Source organism: Bdellovibrio sp. HCB2-146, assembly GCF_047345725.1.
Taxonomy (GTDB): Bacteria; Bdellovibrionota; Bdellovibrionia; order Bdellovibrionales; family Bdellovibrionaceae; genus Bdellovibrio.
Window position 1 is genome coordinate 143,515 of sequence record NZ_JBLEQP010000002.1, and the last position, 21,700, is coordinate 165,214.

General features: G+C 44.7%; 23 protein-coding genes and 1 tRNA gene. 16 read left to right on the plus strand and 8 right to left on the minus strand.

Going from position 1 to position 21,700, the window contains the following annotated elements; all coding sequences use genetic code 11:
• Nucleotides 1-29 precede the first annotated feature (29 nt).
• Together ACLWOR_RS11610 and ACLWOR_RS11615 are read left to right on the plus strand one after the other, a co-directional pair.
• A complete protein-coding gene (locus tag ACLWOR_RS11610) occupies nucleotides 30-413 on the plus strand; it encodes a hypothetical protein (RefSeq protein WP_413940901.1) in 384 nt (127 codons plus the stop codon).
• Between the two features lie 84 nt (nucleotides 414-497).
• Nucleotides 498-1,349, plus strand: a complete 852-nt coding sequence (locus tag ACLWOR_RS11615) for a S1 family peptidase (protein WP_413940902.1) — start codon at nucleotides 498-500, stop codon at nucleotides 1,347-1,349.
• A 29-nt stretch (nucleotides 1,350-1,378) separates the two neighbouring features.
• On the opposite strand, the gene ACLWOR_RS11620 is transcribed toward ACLWOR_RS11615, so the two are convergent.
• The 4 genes from ACLWOR_RS11620 to ACLWOR_RS11635 form a co-directional block, all read right to left on the minus strand.
• Nucleotides 1,379-1,819: a hypothetical protein gene (locus ACLWOR_RS11620; protein ID WP_413940903.1), complete on the minus strand. Its 441-nt coding sequence runs from the start codon at nucleotides 1,817-1,819 to the stop codon at nucleotides 1,379-1,381.
• A 5-nt stretch (nucleotides 1,820-1,824) separates the two neighbouring features.
• Nucleotides 1,825-2,649, minus strand: a complete 825-nt coding sequence (locus ACLWOR_RS11625; RefSeq protein ID WP_413940904.1) for an extensin family protein — start codon at nucleotides 2,647-2,649, stop codon at nucleotides 1,825-1,827.
• Nucleotides 2,650-2,768: 119 nt separating this feature from the next.
• Nucleotides 2,769-3,218: a hypothetical protein gene (locus ACLWOR_RS11630; protein ID WP_413940905.1), complete on the minus strand. Its 450-nt coding sequence runs from the start codon at nucleotides 3,216-3,218 to the stop codon at nucleotides 2,769-2,771.
• 113 nt (nucleotides 3,219-3,331) lie between these two features.
• Complete coding sequence (locus ACLWOR_RS11635; protein WP_413940906.1) at nucleotides 3,332-3,790, minus strand: cupin domain-containing protein; 459 nt, start codon at nucleotides 3,788-3,790, stop codon at nucleotides 3,332-3,334.
• A gap of 120 nt (nucleotides 3,791-3,910) precedes the next feature.
• Between ACLWOR_RS11635 and ACLWOR_RS11640 the strand changes: the two genes are divergently transcribed.
• Entirely contained in the window at nucleotides 3,911-4,348 is a 438-nt protein-coding gene (locus tag ACLWOR_RS11640) for a hypothetical protein (protein ID WP_413940907.1), read from the plus strand.
• A gap of 320 nt (nucleotides 4,349-4,668) precedes the next feature.
• Nucleotides 4,669-6,783 (plus strand): hypothetical protein, encoded by a 2,115-nt coding sequence (locus tag ACLWOR_RS11645; protein ID WP_413940908.1) that lies wholly within the window; start codon nucleotides 4,669-4,671, stop codon nucleotides 6,781-6,783.
• A 150-nt stretch (nucleotides 6,784-6,933) separates the two neighbouring features.
• Here ACLWOR_RS11645 and ACLWOR_RS11650 read toward each other — a convergent pair.
• Nucleotides 6,934-7,009, minus strand: a tRNA-Gly gene (locus ACLWOR_RS11650).
• A gap of 29 nt (nucleotides 7,010-7,038) precedes the next feature.
• Between ACLWOR_RS11650 and ACLWOR_RS11655 the strand changes: the two genes are divergently transcribed.
• From ACLWOR_RS11655 to ACLWOR_RS11675, 5 genes are all read left to right on the plus strand, one after another.
• Nucleotides 7,039-7,230, plus strand: a complete 192-nt coding sequence (locus tag ACLWOR_RS11655) for a hypothetical protein (RefSeq protein ID WP_413940909.1) — start codon at nucleotides 7,039-7,041, stop codon at nucleotides 7,228-7,230.
• A 162-nt stretch (nucleotides 7,231-7,392) separates the two neighbouring features.
• Complete coding sequence (locus ACLWOR_RS11660; protein WP_413940910.1) at nucleotides 7,393-7,830, plus strand: hypothetical protein; 438 nt, start codon at nucleotides 7,393-7,395, stop codon at nucleotides 7,828-7,830.
• Nucleotides 7,831-7,968: 138 nt separating this feature from the next.
• Nucleotides 7,969-9,066, plus strand: a complete 1,098-nt coding sequence (locus ACLWOR_RS11665; RefSeq protein ID WP_413940911.1) for a hypothetical protein — start codon at nucleotides 7,969-7,971, stop codon at nucleotides 9,064-9,066.
• A gap of 44 nt (nucleotides 9,067-9,110) precedes the next feature.
• Nucleotides 9,111-11,222, plus strand: coding sequence for a PQQ-dependent sugar dehydrogenase (locus tag ACLWOR_RS11670; protein WP_413940912.1), 2,112 nt, complete (start codon nucleotides 9,111-9,113; stop codon nucleotides 11,220-11,222).
• Between the two features lie 85 nt (nucleotides 11,223-11,307).
• Nucleotides 11,308-14,601, plus strand: a complete 3,294-nt coding sequence (locus ACLWOR_RS11675; protein WP_413940913.1) for an efflux RND transporter permease subunit — start codon at nucleotides 11,308-11,310, stop codon at nucleotides 14,599-14,601.
• Here the strand turns inward: ACLWOR_RS11675 and ACLWOR_RS11680 are convergent.
• On the minus strand, nucleotides 14,549-14,962 hold the full coding sequence (locus ACLWOR_RS11680; protein ID WP_413940914.1) for a hypothetical protein: 414 nt from the start codon (nucleotides 14,960-14,962) through the stop codon (nucleotides 14,549-14,551). The genes ACLWOR_RS11675 and ACLWOR_RS11680 overlap by 53 nt on opposite strands.
• Before the next feature lie 186 nt (nucleotides 14,963-15,148).
• Here ACLWOR_RS11680 and ACLWOR_RS11685 point away from each other — a divergent pair, with 186 nt between their 5' ends.
• Entirely contained in the window at nucleotides 15,149-16,456 is a 1,308-nt protein-coding gene (locus ACLWOR_RS11685) for a TolC family protein (RefSeq protein WP_413940915.1), read from the plus strand.
• A 157-nt stretch (nucleotides 16,457-16,613) separates the two neighbouring features.
• On the opposite strand, the gene pgsA is transcribed toward ACLWOR_RS11685, so the two are convergent.
• Nucleotides 16,614-17,141, minus strand: coding sequence for a CDP-diacylglycerol--glycerol-3-phosphate 3-phosphatidyltransferase (gene pgsA, locus ACLWOR_RS11690; protein WP_413940916.1), 528 nt, complete (start codon nucleotides 17,139-17,141; stop codon nucleotides 16,614-16,616).
• Nucleotides 17,142-17,233: 92 nt separating this feature from the next.
• Between pgsA and ACLWOR_RS11695 the strand changes: the two genes are divergently transcribed.
• From ACLWOR_RS11695 to ACLWOR_RS11705, 3 genes are read left to right on the plus strand one after another with little or no spacing between them, the layout of a single operon-like run.
• A complete protein-coding gene (locus tag ACLWOR_RS11695) occupies nucleotides 17,234-17,644 on the plus strand; it encodes an acyl-CoA thioesterase (protein WP_413940917.1) in 411 nt (136 codons plus the stop codon).
• Nucleotides 17,623-18,591, plus strand: coding sequence for a class II fructose-bisphosphatase (gene glpX / locus ACLWOR_RS11700; protein WP_413940918.1), 969 nt, complete (start codon nucleotides 17,623-17,625; stop codon nucleotides 18,589-18,591). The genes ACLWOR_RS11695 and glpX overlap by 22 nt, the downstream gene beginning before the upstream one ends.
• A gap of 10 nt (nucleotides 18,592-18,601) precedes the next feature.
• Entirely contained in the window at nucleotides 18,602-18,895 is a 294-nt protein-coding gene (locus ACLWOR_RS11705; RefSeq protein WP_413940919.1) for a hypothetical protein, read from the plus strand.
• A 258-nt stretch (nucleotides 18,896-19,153) separates the two neighbouring features.
• Here the strand turns inward: ACLWOR_RS11705 and ACLWOR_RS11710 are convergent, their stop codons facing one another.
• On the minus strand, nucleotides 19,154-20,086 hold the full coding sequence (locus ACLWOR_RS11710) for an HNH endonuclease (protein WP_413940920.1): 933 nt from the start codon (nucleotides 20,084-20,086) through the stop codon (nucleotides 19,154-19,156).
• A 428-nt stretch (nucleotides 20,087-20,514) separates the two neighbouring features.
• Here ACLWOR_RS11710 and ACLWOR_RS11715 point away from each other — a divergent pair, with 428 nt between their 5' ends.
• The 3 genes from ACLWOR_RS11715 (at nucleotide 20,515) to ACLWOR_RS11725 (ending at nucleotide 21,651) form a co-directional block, all read left to right on the plus strand.
• Nucleotides 20,515-20,946 carry a type II toxin-antitoxin system RatA family toxin gene (locus ACLWOR_RS11715; protein ID WP_413940921.1) on the plus strand — a complete coding sequence of 144 codons (432 nt, stop codon included), beginning with the start codon at nucleotides 20,515-20,517 and terminating at the stop codon, nucleotides 20,944-20,946.
• Nucleotides 20,936-21,292: a hypothetical protein gene (locus tag ACLWOR_RS11720; protein ID WP_413940922.1), complete on the plus strand. Its 357-nt coding sequence runs from the start codon at nucleotides 20,936-20,938 to the stop codon at nucleotides 21,290-21,292. The genes ACLWOR_RS11715 and ACLWOR_RS11720 overlap by 11 nt, the downstream gene beginning before the upstream one ends.
• A gap of 128 nt (nucleotides 21,293-21,420) precedes the next feature.
• Complete coding sequence (locus ACLWOR_RS11725; RefSeq protein WP_413940923.1) at nucleotides 21,421-21,651, plus strand: hypothetical protein; 231 nt, start codon at nucleotides 21,421-21,423, stop codon at nucleotides 21,649-21,651.
• Nucleotides 21,652-21,700 lie beyond the last annotated feature (49 nt).

Here is a 21,700-nt window from a genome sequence, read left to right on the forward strand (position 1 = left end):
TTATTAAGTATTCAACTGAGGAGTTGGAAATGTTGAAATCAGTAATTTTATTCGCAGTGGCTTCGGTTGGATTGTTTGCTCATGCAGGTACGACGGTGACTTGTGCAGAGATGTCGGCTCCGGTTCCGCGCTATGTACAAGTGAACCTTGAAAAACAAGAGTTCTCTTTTTCAAAACAATCACCTGGCCGTATTTCTCGTGATCATCTTTCGAAGTCAGCTCCTGGTATTATTCAAATCGCCAAAGGGCAGGCAAGTGTTGTGGATTCTAATGAGAATTCATTGGTCGTTGGGCTTTTTGAGGGCGATGTTCAAGTTGGAACTTTGGTCGCTTCGAAAGACTCCAGTGCCTATTCAGTGCTTGAGTTCAAGGCCAGCAAAATTTCTTCTCTTTCTTGCGTGATCCGCAACTAATTCCTGAGATACATCCTCCGCTCACATGGCACCCGGCTTGCTTAAGCTGGGTGTTGCTGTTTATCCATCGTTCTGGGGGGGTTAGTGTCGCAAACCAAACGCTATCTTGAATATTTTCTAGGATTCTCAAAAAGTTTAACGCTTTTGTGTTTTCTAGCTGCGTGTTCGCAAGGTGCTGAGAATTCAGTTCAGGACGGCGATAGCTCTGCGATTATCGGGGGGACGGCTGCGACGTCTACGGATGCAGTCACCCAGTCTACTGTAGCGCTGGTGATGGCTAAGAGTGATATCTTAAAAGAGCAATGCACAGGAACTCTGATTTCTTCGAATCTCGTTATAACAGCGGCGCATTGCTTAGAGAAACTTCGTCCGACCAACGTGTGGGTTCATTTTGGGGCTACATTGCCAAAGCCCTATTATCTCAACCAACTGACTCAAGTTGCTGACTTTATCACACATGCTGAGTTCAGCCCGGTTTATGCCGATGATTTTCCTGAAACTGAACTCAATGATATCGCCGTTCTTTATTTAAAGACACCAGCACCGAAAGGATTTGCTCCGGTTAGTATCAATCTTGGATTGCCTGTGAAGATCGGCGATAACTTGTTGGTTGCCGGATACGGTCATATCAGCGACGTGAATACGGTACGTGCAAAAGGTCTCAACTACGCACGCGTGCCCGTCAGCAAGCTATGGCGCAGTTTGTATGTCCTCGATCAAACTTCCAAATCAGGTGTTTGTCATGGCGACTCGGGTGGTCCTGCTTATTTAGAAACTGAAAGCGGCCTGGTCTTATCAGCACTGACTCGTGGTGCTCATAACAAATCATCCAACTGTCATTCTTATACAGAGTTTACTAACACCAAGTTCTTTAAAGAATTTATTCTGGATGCTGCCCATGAGATGGGTGGGGAGTTGCCACGTTTTGTGGAATAAAGCGTGAGGCGAACCTCACGCTTCTAAAATTACTGACAATAGTTTTCGAGAGAAAAAAGAAATTCTTTGGCGGCTTTTTTACAAGTCGGACGAAGATTGCCAAGTTCATTGGCATCTGCAGTTTGAGATTTCTCATTAAATGCATCTGCATCCGTTTCGCGAATCATCACGGAAATATTCTTTCCGTCGGCTGTGAGTTTGGCTGATTGCGGTTTGACGTCACACACAGATTCGGATTCGGAGATGGCGATCTTTTGCCAATTTGCTTTTCCCTTTGTACAGCTGACTTTCAATTCGAGCGTATAAGGAAAGCCTAACTTCTCTTCTTCTTTGCGAGTTGTGACCAAAGCTTCACCCTTAGAAAAGGTGATTTGCTTTTCGCCGACGATATCGGTGCTGGCCGCAACAGGGATCGTGATAATAAATAATGAAGCAATTAAAAGATATTTAAGCATAGTTTTTACTTTCATAAAAGTTACCCCGCACACGTCGGAAAAGAAAGATGGATGTGATCGTTGTGCAGGCTGTTTCCACCCAAGGCTGACTTCGGAATGCCAATGGAGCCGGTATATTCGCGTTGGCCTGGTCGACAGCGTGAAGGCATGGTTTCTTTCCAACACTGGCGGAATGAATTGTAGAACTTCACAGTGGAACCTTTAAAGTCTTTCACGTTCGTACTGATCTGCACACTCTTTCCGTCACGATCATAGACAACGAATTTCACGATATCAATGGCACGCGCTAAAGCATGCATACTTAAACTCGAAGAGCCTCGTGCGTTTCGATTCACATAAGTTCCCCAGTGAGTCAGAAAGACGCGATCAGGTTGTCGCATGTCAGCGGCGCGTGCAGCAGTCTCAACGCAGCCAAAGAAATATTTATTCAAGTGAACGGCAAAGGCGGGATGCAGAGTTCCGTTACCGCACTTTGTGGTACTGCCATAGCCTCCCATAACCGTGGCTTCTTTATCGCAGCCGTTCCAGGTTTGGCCCGGGCCGTGAGCGAGCTGTGTGATTTTAGATAACATCGAAAAATGAATATCGGGTGAGGGGGCTGTTGGCGGAACGGGGCTTGGGGTTTCGTCGATAACCGGTGGTGTTTCGACTTGGTTATTGTTGTCTCCTTGGGTGCTATCGGGCTCTCCTGAAGCCCACTCTCCATCTCCCGAAGCTTGGGCGCAGTTGATCAGTGTCGACGTGAGAAGTGCTAGAACTGCGATTGAGAAAGCTCGAGAGAAGAAAGAGAAATGAGTTGATTCTTCTGCGCGAATAATTTGGTTGGTAGACGTTTGTTTTGTCATTGGATCGAGTGTTAAGTAACAAACACTCGATAGGAAACCCGTCTGGCTATCTTTCTAGACTATCGATAGCCATTTTTCTCTCTGACGGGAGGAGTATTCACAACAGTTCCGAATATACTCTAGTTCATCCGTAGCAACACAGTCTCAAACATTCCAGAGAAACCATCCTGGCAATTGTAAATTGTCTGTTTTCTGATGAGATTTCTTCCCGCATCAAGCAGAAGGCTTTCTTGGCGATATTCGCACGAGCCATGCTCATTGGTGGTCGTCCATGCTTGGTCGCGAGAAATTTCGATTTCGTCAGGGTATATTTTTCCTGTCACACAAGAAGCTTTATCGCAGGTTGGAGCTCCGTCCAGAGTTGTGCTGACGTTTGCTTTGTACCAATCGATTCGTCCTACATCTTGAATCTCGCCGTTGGAAATTTTGAGGGTTTTGCAAGCGAACTGGGTGATACGAACGGCTCTGACTCCATCAATGCGATACACACCGTTGAGGTCTAAGCAGGAATCTTCAGCATAAGCACAGACAGAGAATAAAAAAGCTAATAATGCGACAAGCGTTTTCATATAGACCTCTCACTTCTTTGAAGGATGCTAGCGTCTTTTAGAGAGAGGAAGGGGTCAATAAGAAACGCTCTGGGTTAGACGGACACCAAACTGTGTTCGGCGCCGTTCTTTGGTTATTTTGCCGTTCTAGGATCGTCAGAAGGATTGATATATGTAATCCCCCACGGACCAATTCCGTTTATTTGTACGATCGCTTCTTTATCAGCACGTGCAAAGTGGTGCGTGCCAGCCTTCATGCGAGCAAAGCTTCCGGCCTCAAGTGCTGTTGCTTTGGCTTTGGCATCGTCGCCAATTCCCATCATAAAAGTCCCTGAAATCACCGTGACGTTTTCATCCTGCGGATGAAAATGCGGGCCGATTTTATATTTTGCTGGAAGTTTAAGGCGCATCGAAAACGGTCCTGCTGCAGTTGGATCGCCGTACAAGATCGCCGCTTTCGCTCCTGCAGGTAGAGAGGGAGGAGCATCCGCCCATTTTATTTCTTTGGGTCTCATCATCACATGATCTGCGTCGTCCATCGCAAACGACGGGCTCGCGAACAGAAAACAGCACGAAAGAATAAGATTTATCATTCTTCAACTCCGTTAAATTTTAATAGTTGAGATTAAGATAAACTAAATGCACAACGTCGTGGATAAGTGTCTTGACAAGTTTTCGCAGTGGGTGTGCGCTTAGACATCGACGGGGGATTTATGCGCTTTATTATTCTATCAATCGTATTGTTGTTCGCTCACTCTGCAGTTTTCGCGCAAAATCCAGGAAGTGGTTTTGAAGGCACGTACAAAGTCCAACGGGTGACATCGACAACAGGTTCATGGAAAAACTTTTGGGCGCGTCCTGATGTTAGTAAGCTTCAAGAAGTCACTCTTGAGAAAGACAGCAATAATCTCTACGTTGGCCTCCAAGATTCAGATGGAATGACTTGGTCCGCGAACTACGGCGTTTGTGAAGGTCATCCAGGAGAGTACTGTAACGCTCGCAAATCAGCAGATGGTCAAACGTTAGAAATTGAATTCTTTGCGGATTGGTCGCAGTCACATCTTGTGATTCGCCTTGGACGACAAAAGGGTGAATTAGTTCTCACAAGCGAAAAAGGCCCCGCAACTTTAGTGTTCGATCACTCCATGTGATGTAAAAAAATTCGTAATTTCTCTATTGCTGATTGATGAAGCATTCGCTGCAAAAATGCAACGAAGCAGAAAGAAACAAAAGCGATGACTAGGTTCTTGTCGCTCATCAAAATATCGACAAAAACTAAATTGGAAAAACATATTAAGTACTTGAAGGTATTTTTTCGAATTCTTTTAAAGGAAGTTACAAATTCTAGAGAAACTTCCACGTGAATAAATTTAAAAGATAACTGAATAGCGTTCCCAGAAAATAGACGGCACAAGGTCTGCATCTACAGTTCATAGCGATTGCATCAATTTAAGACTCCGGGGGAATGTCTATGAATGGGAATCTTCTATTTGCGTTTTTGACCGTGTTGTTGACTGTGACATCTGCTCGAGCGGATTTCATCATTGAAGCTGAAAACGCTCAACAAATTGTTTCGCCGTTTACGGTGATGACAAGCTCCAGTGCCTCGAATGGGAAGGTCGTCGTTAAGTCAAAGGGAAGCAGGGGGCGTGGCAAGGCTGTTTTTAGTCTTTCGGTTCAAGCAGCTTCTTCTTATACTCTTCGTGCGCAGGTCTATGCACCTTCAAATAAGTCCAACAGCTTTCTTGTTCAAGTTAACAATGGAAGCTTAGTTGCCTGGCAATTGCCGGTGAAAAATGTTCTGCAGATCGTTCAATTTCAAAATGTCATCAGTTTAAATGCAGGTGTTCAAAGCCTGACTATATATGGCGACGAATCAGGGGCCATGTTAGATCGTGTTGAATTAATTCAAATTGGACAGACACCCACACCTACACCAACACCTTCGCCAAGCCCGACACCAAGTCCTACTCCATCAAACCCTGATCCAGTACCGCCAACATCCGGTCAGAATGCAAATCTGGGTGTTAATTTAGAAGGATTAAATGATTGGGCTGCCAGTAACATGTTTACTGATCTGATGAAAACTTCTCGTCATTGGGGAACTGTCACTGCGCCTTGGGAAGGACAAGCATCAGTCGACAGCAATGGCTGGCCGACTCAAGATGCTGGCGTATTGGTGGCTGCGGGCCTCGGTCCGAGCACTGAAGATCCAACAGCGGCTTACTTAAAATCTGGTATTTATAAACTTTCCTTCGTTGGGAAAGCGACGGTCTCACCATTCTCTTCGGATCCGGTGACTGTTACGAATTATATTTATAACTCAGCAACGAATACTTCAACAGCCGATGTTGTTGTTCCAGATAAAATCAGTATGTTGATGCTTAACTTTACTGGAACCGTGGGTGGCGTTAAAAATGTTGTGCTCATGCGTCCTGGTTATCAAGGAACAGGTAAAGTCTTTACTGATGAATTTTTAGCGGCCATCGCTCCTTTTAGTACTTTGCGTTTCATGGAGTACTTATCCGTTAACGATAGTACTCACAAAACATGGAGCCAGCGAACGACACCAAATTCTGCAACTTATGCGGGATCGAACGGTGGGCCTTACGAAGGTGCTATAGCCTTAGCAAACCTTACGGGTAAAGACATCTGGTTGAATATTCCACTCGGAGCAGATGATAACTATGTTGCTCAGTTGGCAACACTGCTGAAAAATACGTTATCTCCGAATATTCATGTGTATATCGAATATAGTAATGAAATCTGGAACTCGATGTTTCAGCAAACTCACGACAACTTTGACATGGCTGTTGCTGAAGTGATTGCTGGAGACACTTCGTTGACTCTGGGTACTCAATGTACTGCTGCCATGTTTGCTTCTAGTACGGGAAATTGTAATCAATATTGGGCAGGATATCGTCGCGTCGCTAAAAGAACTGTGCAAATTAGTAATATTTTTGCGCAAGTCTACGGAAGTGCCGCAATCAATACGACGATCCGTCCGGTGTTAGCGACGCAATTCGCTTACAAAGCCATCGGCGAGCAGCAGTTGAAATATATGAATACCTACCATGGCGCTCCAAGCCGCTTCATCTATGCCATTGCGGGAGCTCCATACTATCAGTTGGAAAATTCAATTTCGAATTCGATCAATCTGACTTTGGAGCAAATCTTTGCCTCATTCGATAAATCACTGTTGGAGTTAAATCCTTACTTTAGAGCGGATATCCCTTACAATGGCAGTGATTGGTCGGGTGCGACTCAGCTGGCTCTGGCGAAGTATTACGGTATCAAGAGCTTCGCTTACGAAGGCGGTCCAGACTATTTGCAGAACTCTGCGAGTTTGGTTGCGAAATATCAATCGAACTTTGATCCGCGAAGTTACACACAGGTGAGTGGTCTCTTGCAGCAATGGTTTGGCTGTAAGAACGATTTATTTATGTTCTTTAATTTAGCCGGAACTTACGGCCAATACGGAGCTTGGGGAGCGACAGACAATATTAACAATCTGAATACTCCAAAAATGAAAGCGCTCAGAGATATTGCAAATACTCCAGTGGAAAACTTTAACACATGTAAATAGCTGATTGGATTCACAGCTGAAGCGAGTCCTTGATTCGTCGGAGCTGAGGAGTTGAAAAAACAAAACCCCTAGTGATTTCTCGCTAGGGGTTTTTTAATTTTTTAAACTGTATCTTCAGTGCGGTTTCTCCAAAATTCTCTGAGAAAAATTTGGAGCGGGAGACGGGGCTCAAACCCGCGACCTATGCCTTGGCAAGGCATCGCTCTATCAACTGAGCTACTCCCGCACTCGAAGAGAAGACGAAATTACAGTTGCATGGCATTCTTGTCAACGGGTAAAGTTATAAAAATGCGACAACAAGTGACCGGCCGACTGAAAAAATGGATGATATTTGCCCTTATAGGCTGTTCTGCTTATTTTGCGGGCTACATTTGGGGACAACTCAAGTTGAACCCCGAAAATTCTGCTCAAGTTCCCAGCATTCAAGAAGATATCTCAGGAAAATAGCCTACTTAGCGTGCATGATTTTTTAATGCATTGCGCAGATGTAGTGGGGTTTTTTGCCATTCCAGGGAACAAATAAATCATCCCACACCAGAAAAAATGTGACTTCCGGATCGACTCGCGAGGAAATCAAAGAGGCCGTAAGGCCAACTCACGGAGGTCTCTATGAAGCATCTTTCTGTTGTCGGTGTTTTGCTCTCTTTGATCGTCACGCAAACCTCATTCGCAAAAGTTATTCAATGTGACTACGAAGCCTCCTTCACCTCCGAGCAAGGTGTTCTTGCTTTTGAGGTCGGAACTAATTTTATCAGCATTCAAGGTTCCCGCGGAACGATCGCAATGGAACACGGGCGCAATGTGATCTGCGGGGAAGATCAGGCGGATCTACGTGCGCTTTCCTGTCAGGCGGAACTCACGCAATCAAAAAACGAAATCAATTGGTGGGGAGCGTGTCAGCGCGAAAGCGGAGCAAATATCTGGCGCAATTTTTCAGACGCAAAAATTAAGTTAGATATGAATTCAAAGTCAGGCCTCTACAGCTGTAAAAGTCTTTTGAAAGAAGACTCTCGCCGTCAGTACTACACTCTTACAAACTGTCGTTAATCTCAAAATGAGACATGTGCAATCAATGGGCGCATGTCTCTGATTCAAGCCCTAATTTGTCGCTTGAGAGAATCTTAAATCCTTAAAAGCCTTTAGATTTGCGGATTTCTGGAACGCATCCTGCAGTTCTTAAGAGTTATGATGAAGTTCATCTTTGCCACTTTATTGTCGATTACGCTTATGGGCCCTCTGGCTCGGGCGCAAGGTCTATGTGGTGAACTTTTTGGTCGCGATATTTTTGAAAGTCATCATCTGCGTGAAGCGGGTCTGCGCACGAATCTTTTGTCTTGGGACGTGATTCTTCTTGAGCGCAAAACTTTTCAGAAAAAACAATTTCTGCGTAAAGCTCGTTTGGAAACTTATGAGTGGTCTGATTTTAAAATCAATCCGGATAAGCCCGGTGATATTCGTTGGGGAGTTCAGTTTCTTCCTGAATCACTTCGTACTTTGATGGGACTTGAGTTTTTAAATCAACAAGGACAAAAAATTTCTCTGCATGACGGCGATATTCACTATGTACAAGTGCCGACGCCGGCGACAATCCGGAAGGTGATGGAGCTTCTTTCTAAAAAGTTTAAAGAGCGAAATGCTGAGTATGATTTGATGAACTTTTATGAAACCAGCAATGCGGTCTTAAGTGGAAAGTCTTATTTAGAAGGAATTGCTAAAAACGGTGAAATGCCTTTAGCGGGGCAGGGGCATCTTTTTGAACACGATTTAAATTATCATGTGTACTCGGGTCTGGTGTTGCCACCCTATGTTTTAAAAGCCATCCGAGATCGCGCAGAGCTATTGCTGGGCTTTATTAAATTCGTCGAGAAACATCCTGCCGCGCAAACAGGTTCGTTCAAGCAACATGTGAACGAGGCTGTCGTCCACAATATGGTGGAAAGCATTGATATTGCGACGGGAAATCTCTTTAAGGTCACGATTCGCTCCGACAATGAAAAAATCGGTGATGTCATGCATGAGGTCCAGGAGTCGATTGATTTTTTGTTTCATCGCCAGAAGTCTCCGTATGATTTCTTCGTAAAATTTATGATGGCGCATCCTCTGAAGCCTGAAAGTCGCGCTCTTGTAAAAGAGTATGCGGACAGTGTGGCTGCGCAATATCGCAAAGAAGACCTTGATGGCAAGTTTCTTGAGAATCCCACTGAACTCTATAACGATGCACGGGCTCAGCTTAGGTATTTAGATGCGCTTGCAAAAGAGATCATAAACGAAAGAACTCGCTAGAGATTTTTTAAAAAATCTCCCATAATATCGAAAGGGGGATTTTCGTGCGTATCTTATTATTTCTGCTTTCAATAACTCTAGTTCAGTGTTCGCTTTTTTCATCGAAATCTCCTCGCCGTGAAACCGCCGCGACAAGACTTGTTCTCGATAAAAGTGGATATCAATATGACCCGCAAGATCGTTCTTGTGATGGGTTTCCTCGTGTGCAGGTTGAAACGATGCCAGGAACTTGTTTGGGAATGGTGCTCCCCCGTGATCGCGCTCTTGATGTTGAAACTCAAAAAGGATTTATCAAACCTCGCACGATTCTTCAGTTAGGTACGAGTAAGCAATTTCTTGTTGTTGATATGGGCGGATGGAGCCCGCAAAATGGCCGTTTATTTTTGTTAAAGCCGTCTGTCTCGGGTGCTTATGAAATTAAATTGATCAAAGCAGCCCTTGAAAATCCCCACGGTTTGGCGTTGGGACCTGACGGATTTTATTATATCGGCGAACGTACGCGTATTTCGAAATTTCATTTCGTTGATGGCAAAATTCAGGATTGGCAATTGGTGATAGGTGATCTTCCGCGCAAAGAAGGTTACATGCATCCGCTCTCTCAATTTGTATTTGATCCACGTAATGGCGATCTCTATATCAACTCAGGCTCACCCAGTGATCACTGCGTGGTTGCGGGAACTGGAGCTTATAAAGCGTGCCCCGAGGAAGCCGCCCAAGGAAACGGGGCGATTTATCGCATTCCTGGAGAGAAACTTAAAAATATTCCCAAAGGTGGATTGAAATACTACGAGGTCGCAGCAATGGGTTTACGCAACTCCATGGCGATGGCTGTTTCAGATGCAGGGTTTTTAATTCAAGGTGAAAACAGTCGCGACTTTCCGGAATTGGAAGAACCTTATGAAGAAATCAACGTGATTGATTTAGATTACGGTCGGGGTTTTCACTACGGCTGGCCGTATTGTTATGATTTTCATGCGACATCGCCTGAGTGGTTGTTCCCTGAAAATAAAAACTTGCCGTTACATAAGCAATTCTCAAAACCTGTGAACTGTGCGCAAGTCAACCCGCAAGCGCCAGGCGAATATCAAGCTCCGTGGTTACTCATGCCACCCCATGTGGCGCCACTGCATATGGCTTATTATAAAGGCCAGATGTTTGGTGATATTTTAGGTGGAAAGCTTTTGGTGACGTGGCACGGGTATCAACCCTCGGGTCAGCGCCTGGTGGCATATACGGTGGATGAAAAAGGACGTCCTCTCGCAAAAGAATCCAATTCAGTTTTTAATTTTAATCAAGCGGGTGGATGTCCCACACAAAAATCTTTTCAACCGCATGGCGGAATGGATCGTCATGGCTCTTACCTTGAGGTGATTTCGAAATGGAATGAAGTTAAAGGTGTTCGTCCTAAAGGAGCGCCCGTGGCGTTTACCGAGGCGCAGGATGGCTCCTTATGGATTGTGGAAGATCGTGAGAATCGCACGATCCTACGTCTGGCAAGAACGCAAACGGCAAACTATCGCGAAAACTGTGATCGTCGTGCGAATGATGCTATCGACCCGCAAGTGACGTTGTTAGCTTGGCGTTCGTTGGTGAAGGACAATCCTATTCTCGATGAGGGCTATCGACGTGTGCAAAGTGAGCTGATTCAAAAGCACTGCACAGGCTGTCATGGGAATTTGCAGGCTCAAGATATTGCCCAAGATCGCTTTAGTCAGTTGGACTTCGTTGTGAAAAACGAATGGATTGTGGCTAAGAATTTAGAGAAAAGTAAAATGTATGGAGCTGTTGCACGCGTTGAAGGTTACACGCCGATGCCTCCTGCTGACAAAGAACAATTCTTTGGAACATCTGAAGGCGAACGCCTCAATAAAATTCTCGCGGATTGGATTCAAAGTATTCCTGACGACGTTGCGGAGTCATATTCTCGCGTTAAGATGACCGATAAGCGCAATGTTCGCCAGCAAGCAGGAACAGCCGCGAAGGTGTGCGGGCAAGTCCAGTCAGGCGATGTGGTGTATGTGGATCCTCGACCAGCGAAGGTGATTACAAAAGATGGATACCAATGGAAGAGAATCTATCTTGTTCCAGCGCACAGCCGCTTGTTTAAAGAAACCTGTGTCGCACCTGAAGATGGCGTTTATTATATTGTTCTTTAAAAACTGCTAGAAGTCAGATCTGTGTCTTATCAAGGAGAGGAGTCCGCTTTTCTCCTTTGTGTCTGTCTCAGTCACAATAATCCTTATGCGTATTTCTGATGTTTCCATCCGCAATGCAGTCTTTGCGTGGATGCTCTTCTTTGCATTTATAATCTTTGGCGGTATTTCATTTTACCGTTTGGGCGTCAGCCAATTACCGGATGTGGATTTTCCAGTGGTCAACGTTGCTGTGACCTTGCAGGGTGCGGCCCCTGAAATCATGGAAACCAGTGTTGTCGATCCGATTGAAGACGCCTTGTCGTCGGTGGAAGGCGTTGAACGCATCAGCTCCACAAGCAAAACAGGGATTGCCAATATCACAATTGAATTTGAGCTGGATCGAAGTATCGATTCGGCACTTCAAGAAGTGCAAACCAAAGTCGCTCAAGCACAAAGACTTTTGCCAACGAACGTGGATCCGCCAGTTATTTCCAAAACCAATCCTGACGATCAACCGATTATTTGGCTCGCTCTGACTTACGAAAAAAATGATGCTTATTTCTTGATGAGTTATGCCAAGGATTATCTCAAAGACCAATTCACTCTGGTTCCGGGAGTAGGTGATATAATTTTAGGTGGATACACAGATCCTGCCATGCGTGTTTGGCTTCGCTCAGATAAGCTGAATAAAAATAATATTTCAGTCGGTGACGTGCTGGAGTCGATTAATACACAACATTCTGAAATTCCCGGTGGGTTTATTCAAAACCCGCAAAATGCATTTAATGTGCGAACCTTGGGGGAATTTAAAGACGCCAAGGGTTTTGATCAGCTTGTGATCAATCGTCGTGCGGGGAAGGTCGTTCAAGATCCCTTCAACATCGTTCGGTTAAAGGATCTGGGTTTTGCCGAAGAAGGTTTAGCTGAAGTTTATCGCATCTCCAGATTTGATGGAACACAAGCTCTGGGGCTCGGAATTAAAAAACAATTGGGCTCAAATGCGGTGGCCGTCGCCACCGCAGTGAAAGAGCGTATGAAGGAAGTGCAACAACAACTTCCTCCTGGGATGAAACTAAATATCAATTTTGATTCTTCACGCTTTATTAAACAGTCCATTAATGAAATGGTGAAGCATCTCACCTTAGCTGTGATCTTGACGTCGTTGGTGTGTTGGATGTTTCTGGGCAGTTGGACTGCGACGCTTAATGTGTTGTTGGCAATACCGACTTCGATCATGGGTGCGTTTATCGGAATTTATTTTTTCGGTTTTACACTTAATACTTTTACTTTGCTGGGTTTGACTTTGGCGATTGGTATCGTGGTCGATGATGCGATCATGGTACTTGAAAATATTTTTCGCTATAACGAAAAAGGTTATGATTCCATCGAGTCCTCTATTGTTGGAGCCAGAGAAATCACGTTTGCGGCCTTAGCTGCCAGTGTGGCGGTTCTGGCTATTTTCTTACCTGTTGCATTTATGAAAGGCGTTATCGGTAAATTCTTTTTACAATATGGTGTGACGATTTCTCTTGCGGTAGCTCTTTCTCTGTTAGAGTCCCTGACTATTACGCCCATGCGTTGCTCGACATTTGTTCATCAGGGTCATCGGACTTCAAAAATCGGTCAGGCATTTGAGACTTTCATGGAACGCTGGAGAGAGTTTTATTCGCGAAGTTTAAACTGGACTCTTCATCATCGCTGGAAAGTTTTTATTGGTTCTATTATTTTTGTCGCGGCTTCCTTTTATTCTTTAAGTTTTTTAAACCGCGAAATGACACCTGTTCAGGACCAGAGTCTTTTTATTCTTCGCTATATGCTGCCCGTGGGAAGCTCCTTAGCGGTGACTAATCAAAAAGCGATGGAAATTGAAAAATGGCTGCGCAGTCGCTCCGAGTTGAGTCATTTGTATGTGGCGGTCGGTGGGACAGGCTCCGGGGGAGGAAGTGATGCCAACACGGGCTTGATGTTTGTGACGATGAAAGACCGCGGCGAGAGAGGTATTGATAAAGCATCTGGAAAAGAACTTTCTCAGCAAGAATTTATGGCTGTCGCCAGAAAGGAGCTCAGTCGCCTGAAAGACGTAAAAGTCTTTATGATGGATTTATCCAGCCGGGGATTTTCGACAGGTCGGGGGTATCCAATTGAATTTATCTTACAAGGGCCGGATTGGGAGAAGCTTGCGGAATACAATGAGATGTTAAAAAAGGAAATGCGCAATTCTGGAATGATGGTGGATGTGGATTCCGACTATCTCGAAGGAATGCCGGAAATTCAAATCGTGCCAAAACGTGATCCCGCAGCTCTTCGCGGAGTGAATGTCCAGGATATTGGAAATACCATTCAGGCTCTTATTGGTGGCGTGAAAAATGGTCAATACACCAAGGGTGGGCATCGTTACGATATTTACGTACAATTAGAAAAAACCACAGATCCGCGAAAGGAATTTAATTCTTTGTATGTCGCGAACGATATGAGTAACTTGATTCCGCTATCTCAGATCACGCAAATTGAGCAAAAACCAAGTCTGCAGCAGGTCACACGCGTGAATCGCCAGCGAGCGATCACGATGTTTGCGAATCTCGCCCACGGAGCATCTCAGGAAAAAGCCCTTTCCTTAATTCAAGAAAAAGCAAAAGTTCTTCCTCCGACGTATTTTATTTCTCAGTCGGGTGCTGCAAAAACCTTTCAAGAGTCTTTCAATAGTTTGATCTTTGCTTTAGTTCTGGGAATCATCGTCGCCTATATGGTTTTGGCGAGCCAATTTAACTCCTTCTTAGATCCGATCACAGTACTCATGGCCTTGCCGTTTAGTTTTAGCGGCGCTTTCTTTGCCTTGGTGTTAACGGGACAGACAGTCAATATGTACTCGATGATTGGTATTTTGCTTTTAATGGGTATCGTAAAAAAGAATTCTATTCTTTTGATTGATTTTACGAACTCCGTGCGAAAACGAAAAGATGTCAAAGCAGATGAAGCGCTTAAAGAAGCCTGCCCCATTCGTCTTCGTCCCATCATCATGACTTCGTTTGCAACGATTGCTGCTGCGATTCCGTCAGCAATTGCGACGGGTGCGGGCTCAGAAACATTTAAACCCATGGCCATTACTTTGATTGGTGGTGTTTTTGTTTCGACACTTCTGACGTTGTATGTGGTGCCTGTGGTTTATTCGCTTTTAGAGCGCTTCCGCCATCAAGATGTCAGGCGAAAACAAGTGGAACACGCCTTTGAAGTGGTGGGTAATGCCACCACGCTTACATTTAAGGAAATGCCAGATATCATCGAAGATGAAACCTCGGTCGCGAAGCCAGAGCCGACGGTCTCAAATCCTTCAACTCCAAATCCTAATCCTAATGCGGATTCGTCTTACAAGGATCGTCGGCGACCGGAGCGGGAGCTGTGACTGTAAAGTCGCGACAAACCTTGGTGCTGTCTTCCAGATTGTAATAACGATTGAAAGCCGTTTTGAAACATTCATCGCTGCTGACGCCCTGGCAAAGGCTTGCTGCTTTTTCCAAGCTTTGCGTTTCGCGTGCTTTGTTAAAACAAGCATCGCTGATAACTCCGCGACAGGCATCGGCTGCTTTTTCCACGGTCAAGGATTGGTAAGCCTTGCTAAAACAAGAGTCGCTTCCCACGCGCGCGCAAATATCGCGGGCTTGGCAAAAGGTTTTCGTGTTATGGGCGATGCGAATGCATGAATCTCCTGCATAAGCCAGAGCAGGTAGGTATAAAAGGACAAGAGTCATTACAATTCGCAACATGGTTTTCCCCTTGAATAGGTGTCTGAGGTCAATTGTAAGGGCGGGGGATAAAAGTGCAAACTATAGCGACACTGCGTCTAAAAAATGCCTCTTCACAAGAGACAAAAAGGAAAAGCTGAGCAAGGACAAATTGTTTGTTCAAGCGGCAATTTCGGAATAAAACTAAGGTGAAGGTTAGGGAAATCTATGAAACGATTCTTGGTTATGGCGGCCTTATTTCTCAGCCTAGGCCCCTCTGTTCATGCGGAATCATTGCGATTAAGTGACGCTCTTGATGAGGGACTTAAAAACTCACCGCGCGTGCAAAAATCAGAATCTCAATGGAAAGAATCGGAGTGGAAAAAGAAAGAAACCTACTCAGGATTTCTACCCACATTGACAGCAACGGCCAGTTATCTCTTCGACAAGAAATACGTGACCAGCGACGCTGTTTTTATGGGAAATGTTTTTACCATTGATCAAGTTGTTCCCACAACAACAGCCTATATTACCGGCCAGTGGTCGATCTTTGATGGATTTGCCAGTACCAATCGTTTCGACAGCGCAAGTTCAATGGAAAAGGCAGCAAAAAACGAATACGATTGGAGTCGTTTTCAATCCGAGCGTGAAATTGCAATTCTTTTTTATAAGGCCATTGCCGCTAAGGAATTAAAAACCGTCGCAGAACAAAACGTCAAAGCACTCGAAGATCATCTTAAAGATGTTCGTCTCTTTAAAAAGGTCGGAGTTTCAACGAACTTTGATGTTTTGCGTGTTGAAGTGCAGGTCAGCGAAGCTCGTTCTGAGTTACTAAATTCAATCGATAATGTGGAAGTGTCAAAGGGGCGCCTCAGTGAAGCTCTTGGAAGAGAAGCTGATATCGAGGAAGTTCAAGGTGCACTTCCTAAGCCGAATAAAGATGTGATTGCAGCTCTTGCGAAAACAGATCTTTCCAATCGTAAGGACTTAGTCGCCCTTCGTGAACGTACTGAAGGATTTAAATATCAAGAAGACTCGGCCGAACGATACTGGGTGCCGCGGTTTTATTTATTTGGTCAGTATCAGTATTACAACAATCGTAATGACGAAATTGCCCAATGGGATTCTTTCCGCGATGCCTATCAAGTTGGTATTGCTCTGACCTGGAATATTTTTGATGGCATGACTTCGATTGCGCGCTCCAAACAGTCTATTGAGCAGCGCTTTCAAACAGAAAAAACTCTTTATCAGGCAGAACTTAAAGCGAAACGTGATTACGATGTGTGGAAAAGAAAATTTTTGTACTTCTGCAGTGTCTATGAAGCGCGCCTAGGTGATGTTTCAAAATCCGAAGAAAGTGTGCGATTAGCTCGTCAGGGACAAAAAGCAGGCTCTCGTACTAACACCGACGTGCTGGATGCCGAAGCCGAACTTTATCGCGCCAAAGCCGGTGCCGTAAATGCACAAATGGGGGCTATCGAAGCACTTGCCAACCTCGAACTGAGCACTGGACAACAGCTGGTTCAGTATCAATAAACTTTAAGGGAAAAGTTGTGTGATTTGGGCAGGCGCTGAGAAAAATGCGGGCGCCTTCTGATGCTTTACAGAAGCAATCTTCAAATAGCTGCTCAAAAGAAGCGCTAGGAAGATAAAGAACCAATTGCTTGGAGACAAATGGAGCAACATAAAGCCCTTAGCCTTTTCGGCTTTTTAAGTAACCGTAGTAGTATTCAATACCGCTTGTTATACTCAAAATGACGCTCACCCACAAGACCCCGTAGCCAATTTTGTCTAAATAGGGCAGGTAGGGTTCCATATTTCCAATAATTACAATAGGAATGGCGACCATCTGCATAGCCGTCTTCCATTTACCGGCAGGCTTGGCGGCAATAATAATTTGATCAGCCGCAGCAACGGAGCGGATCCCCCCGATAAAGTTGTCCCTTGCTAGAATAATAATCACCATCCAGGCATCAATTTTACCTTGCGCCAGCAGCATGGCCAGCACACTTGTGACTAAAATTTTGTCAGCGATCGGGTCCATGAATTTCCCGAAATTGCTGACAGAGCCGTATTTGCGGGCAAAGTGTCCATCGTAGTAGTCGGTTACAGAAGCAAGCAGGAAGCAGACGGCCGCAGCAATATTCCAAGGCAGTGTATTGGGCCACATTAAGCCAACGACAACTGGAACCATAAAAATTCGACTCATGGTGAATTTCATAGCGAGAGATTTCTGAAACTCAGTTGCCTGCAAAGGAAGCTCCTTTTAAATTCATCTGGTCTTACCCTATCAATTTAGGTTAGAAGGAATCAATGTTTATTCATCGTCATAAAGTGCAGTTTTACGAAACCGACTTAATGGGTATTGTCCATCACAGCAATTACCTCCGTTTCTTTGAAGAAGCGAGGGTGGGGTGGGCCCATGACCGAGGTTTAATCGACTATCAAAAACCGGAGTCGGCTAGTCAGTTTGCTGTTTATGAAACGCAAGTGAAGCACATAAAACCCACTTTTTTTGGCGATGACCTCGAGATCGACGTGCAGGGGCGGGTGGAAGGAAACCGATTGGTTTTCCAATATCGTTTGCGCGGTCGTGGCGGAGAGGTCTGTGCACTTGGTAAAACCGTGCACGTTTCATTGAGTCGAGAATTAAAATTATTGAGAATGCCGGCCGAAGTAAAGGTCGCAACGGAGAAAGAACAATGGACAGAAACCTGGCTTTAGAATTTGTACGCGTGACCGAAGCAGCAGCTCTTGCATCCGCTCGTTGGGTGGGTCGTGGTGAAGAAAAACCGGCTGACGCCGCCGCCGTCGATGCCATGAGAAAAGCTTTCGATATCATCCGTATGGATGGCACTGTTGTGATCGGTGAAGGTGAACGTGACGAAGCTCCGATGTTGTACATCGGAGAAAAAGTGGGAGCAAAATCTGACGACGCTCCTTCCTTGGATATCGCTTTGGATCCTCTAGAGGGAACAACGATCTGTGCAACAGGTGGTGTGGGTTCGATCTCTGTGATTGCGGTTGCTGAAAAAGGTAATTTCCTACATGCGCCTGATACTTATATGGATAAAATTGCGTGTGGTCCTGCGGCTCGTGGTCAAATCGATATCGACTTGTCGCCAACTGAAAACATCAAACGTGTGGCAGCGGCTTTAAATAAACCAGTGAGCGACATGACAGTTGTGATTTTGAATCGCCCTCGTCACAAAGAATTGATTGAAGAAGTTCGTCGCACGGGCGCTCGTATCAACTTGATTGGTGATGGTGACGTGTCGGCGGCGGTTTCTGCAGCTTGGCCTGATTCTGGTATTGATTTGTTAATCGGTATCGGTGGCGCACCAGAAGGTGTAATCTCAGCAGCAGCAATGCAATGCTTGGGTGGGGACTTCCAAGGTCGTTTGAAATTCAGAAATGAAGAAGAAAAAGCGCGCGCCGTGAAAATGGGCCTTAAAAATCCGGAACAAAAATTCACGATTGATGAATTGGCTTCAGGTTCTGTGATGTTTATCGCGACCGGCGTGACGGACGGTCCGTTACTTCGCGGAGTTCGTTTCTTGTCCAACGGCCAGGCAAAAACACATTCTATTGTGATGAGATCTGCGACTGGTACAATTCGTACTATTGAAGCCCATCATGATTTGGGCCGTAAGCCGAATTTGATGAAATAGGAATTTAATCGTGGATACAAAGCTCGTTTGTTTTAGCTGCAATAAAGAACTGACGTTTACGGGATTGATTGGACGCCGTGAAGAGTGTCCACATTGCCGTGCCGATGTTCACGTTTGCAAAAACTGCGAGCACTACGATTCCAAAGTCTACAACGAATGCCGCGAAACCCAAGCAGACGTCGTCCGCGAAAAAGACCGCGCCAATTTCTGCGACTATTTCTCTCCAAGAAAAGGCGGCCCCGGCACCATCGATAAAGCGGCGGCATTGCGTGCTGCGGCCGAAGCATTGTTTAAGAAGTCCTAAAATTCCATAAACAAGCATTTGAGCTAATATTAATAATGTCTTGTTTTTTAAAATCCTAAAAGGTGCCCGGTGACTTTTCGGGGACGCATCGCGCCGGTCCGCCGAACCTCGGATTAACCCGGCATGGGTGCCTTAAAAGGTGCCTTAAAGGTGCCTGGTGACTTTTCTGCGACTCATCGTATGGGTCCGCCGAATTTCGGAAAAATTGAGATTTGTAACGGACTTTAGGAATAAGATTTTTGGATTTCAAGCAGTAACCTAAATCAGCTGCCGCTTCTTTTTTTTGAGTCCGGCCTTTTCAGCTGCCATAAGGTTATGCGTTCGGCAGTATACTCTAAGATTCCCAATTTCATTTGTTCCACCTAATGCAACCGCCTGAATATGATCGGTTTGAAGCTGAAATTTAGTTCCGCATTTATGACCTGTTTGCGGATTTTCGTATTCACAGCAGTGTTGTGCTTTATTTAGCAAAAATCTTTTTGTATGAACGGAAATATATTCTCTGCGATTTTTGTGTTTTTCTGATTTCTGAGAATGAACCCTCGTAGCGATGACGGGTTGAGTTGATCGCCCTACAAGTTTCTTCTTATTAAAGTTTGCCGCCAAAGCCGAAATCACGTCTGCCCAAGATCCGTTCGGACAACTGTGTGACATAAGACTTTGCGCTTGCTGAAGTTCTGCGAATTGCTCGGCTGTTAAAGTAACTTCAATACGAACAGAGTCGTCTTGTTGAGGTTTGATTTTGTCGTGAGTTTGTACAGGTAAGTCCATCTCAATAGCCAACGTTTTCTGGGTTTCGAACGAATTCTTATTCTCAAGCTTCTCTAAAACTTGAAGTGTTTGGGTTTGAGAGATTGCTGCGCCATTTTTGATAGATTCAGAAACACACTTCTGAACCTGAGTCAGTTGTGTTAGGTTCAAGCTGCCATCTTCAATTTTTGCAGCAACAGAAGGAACCTGTTTAAGAAGTCGAGCAGATTGAAGTCGACGATAAGCCGCGCCTTCGGAATATCCAAGTCCACGAGTAAGATAAGTATACATCCCATCAAATCCCAATTCCGCATAAATCCGACGCTCTTCAATTTCCGCAATATGAAGCAAAACCAAATGAGTAATCTTGCGTTCCGTGCGAACCAATTTTTCCATTCGAGAAATTAAGTCACTGTTCGAAACGCTTTTAAGATTTTCCATCGAAACCTCCTGATGGATTCTTATATCACGGTTTTTTAGATTTAATTTTTGAGGAATTTAGCAATTGAAACGGAGGCTCTAAATTGGAAGTTATAAACCTGAGTTGTTCATTAGAGCTTCATAGTAAAGAGATTTTTTTTACTTTGAGGTGAATCGTGCATATGATTTGAAAACCCAATAGGCTGCAAGTAGTGAAGACGATTTTCATCGCAAGCACAATTTCATTACAATATTATTTCAACACAACGCGCCCTCGTAGCGAGGTTGGTTGTTGTAAAAACTTATAATTGAAATGCTTATGCTGAGAACGTGCGCGCGAAGAATTGCAAAAATGGATTCTTGAACTGAAAGCGCATCTATCGAATGAAACAATACCGACATTGGTCCAGGATTGACTCTCTGCAAACTAAAAGTCACACTCGACCTATATGGCAAAAGCATCAACCACTGAAGTATTCAACTGTAGCGTCGATCAATTTTGGAAAATCATTTCGGATTATGAGAAATATCATGAGTTCTTGGCTGAAGTGAAACAATGCAAAGTTGTTAAATCTGAAGGTAATAAAAAACTTGTCGAATACAACGTGCAAGTTATGAAAACTTTCAAATATCAACTTTGGATGACAGAGACCGCGCCGAAATCTATCACTTGGGAATTTGCTTCCGGTGATATCTTTAAAACTTCTGTTGGCTCTTGGAAATTAGAAGACGAAGCTGGCAAAGTGCGTGCGACTTACACGGTTGAGGCGACTTTCAGTATGTTTGTTCCAGGTCCCATCGCAAATGCGTTGGTCAGTGTGAATCTTCCGAATATGATTAGTAGCTATCACAAAAGAGTAAAACAACTTTATGGCGTCTGATGAGTCTTCGAAAAAAGACGAAAAAGAATCGGCAGATCTAAAAGGTCTGCTGGGCGACACTGTGAAAAAGGTTTTCACAGCAGGGGTTAGTGCGGCTTTCATGACTGAAGAAAGTCTGCGCGCGTATCTTTCTGAATTAAAGCTTCCGAAAGAAGCACTTAATTTACTTATTCAAAGTGCCAACAAGAGCAAAGATGAAATCACTCAACGAGTCACGAAAGAAGCCGTTGGGATTATCCAAAAAATCGATTTCGTAAAAGAGTTCTCAAAGTTCGCAGAAACTCACAAGTTCAAAATCACAGCCGAAATCGATATAGTTAAAAAGAAAAACTCCGAAGACACCTAAAGGCCACAGTAACTTACCTTGCTGACCACGATGGTCAGCAAGTAGGCCTTTCCAAGATGGGCCAAAACCAACATCCAGTTAAGCGCCCCTCGTCTCAAGTTGACACAAATTCCACCGATAAGAAGTGCATGGAACAAATGATTCTCACACTTCTATCAGTCATTTTCTTCTGCCTCTGCTGCGATCAATTTATCAAAGCGGTTTTGGCGCCCATTCCACTTTTAAAAACCGAACGAGTTTACGCTCGTGGGGCAATGCGCCTTGGCAAGGTTTATAAGAGCGCAGCCTGGGGTGTGATGACCGGCATGTTCCTTGTGGGAACGACCTTCTCTTTCTATCAAGTATTTACGACGCTTTGAGTGATGCCAAGGTGCTTTGATGGCGCCTTTGTGGCAACCTAGTCCTTGC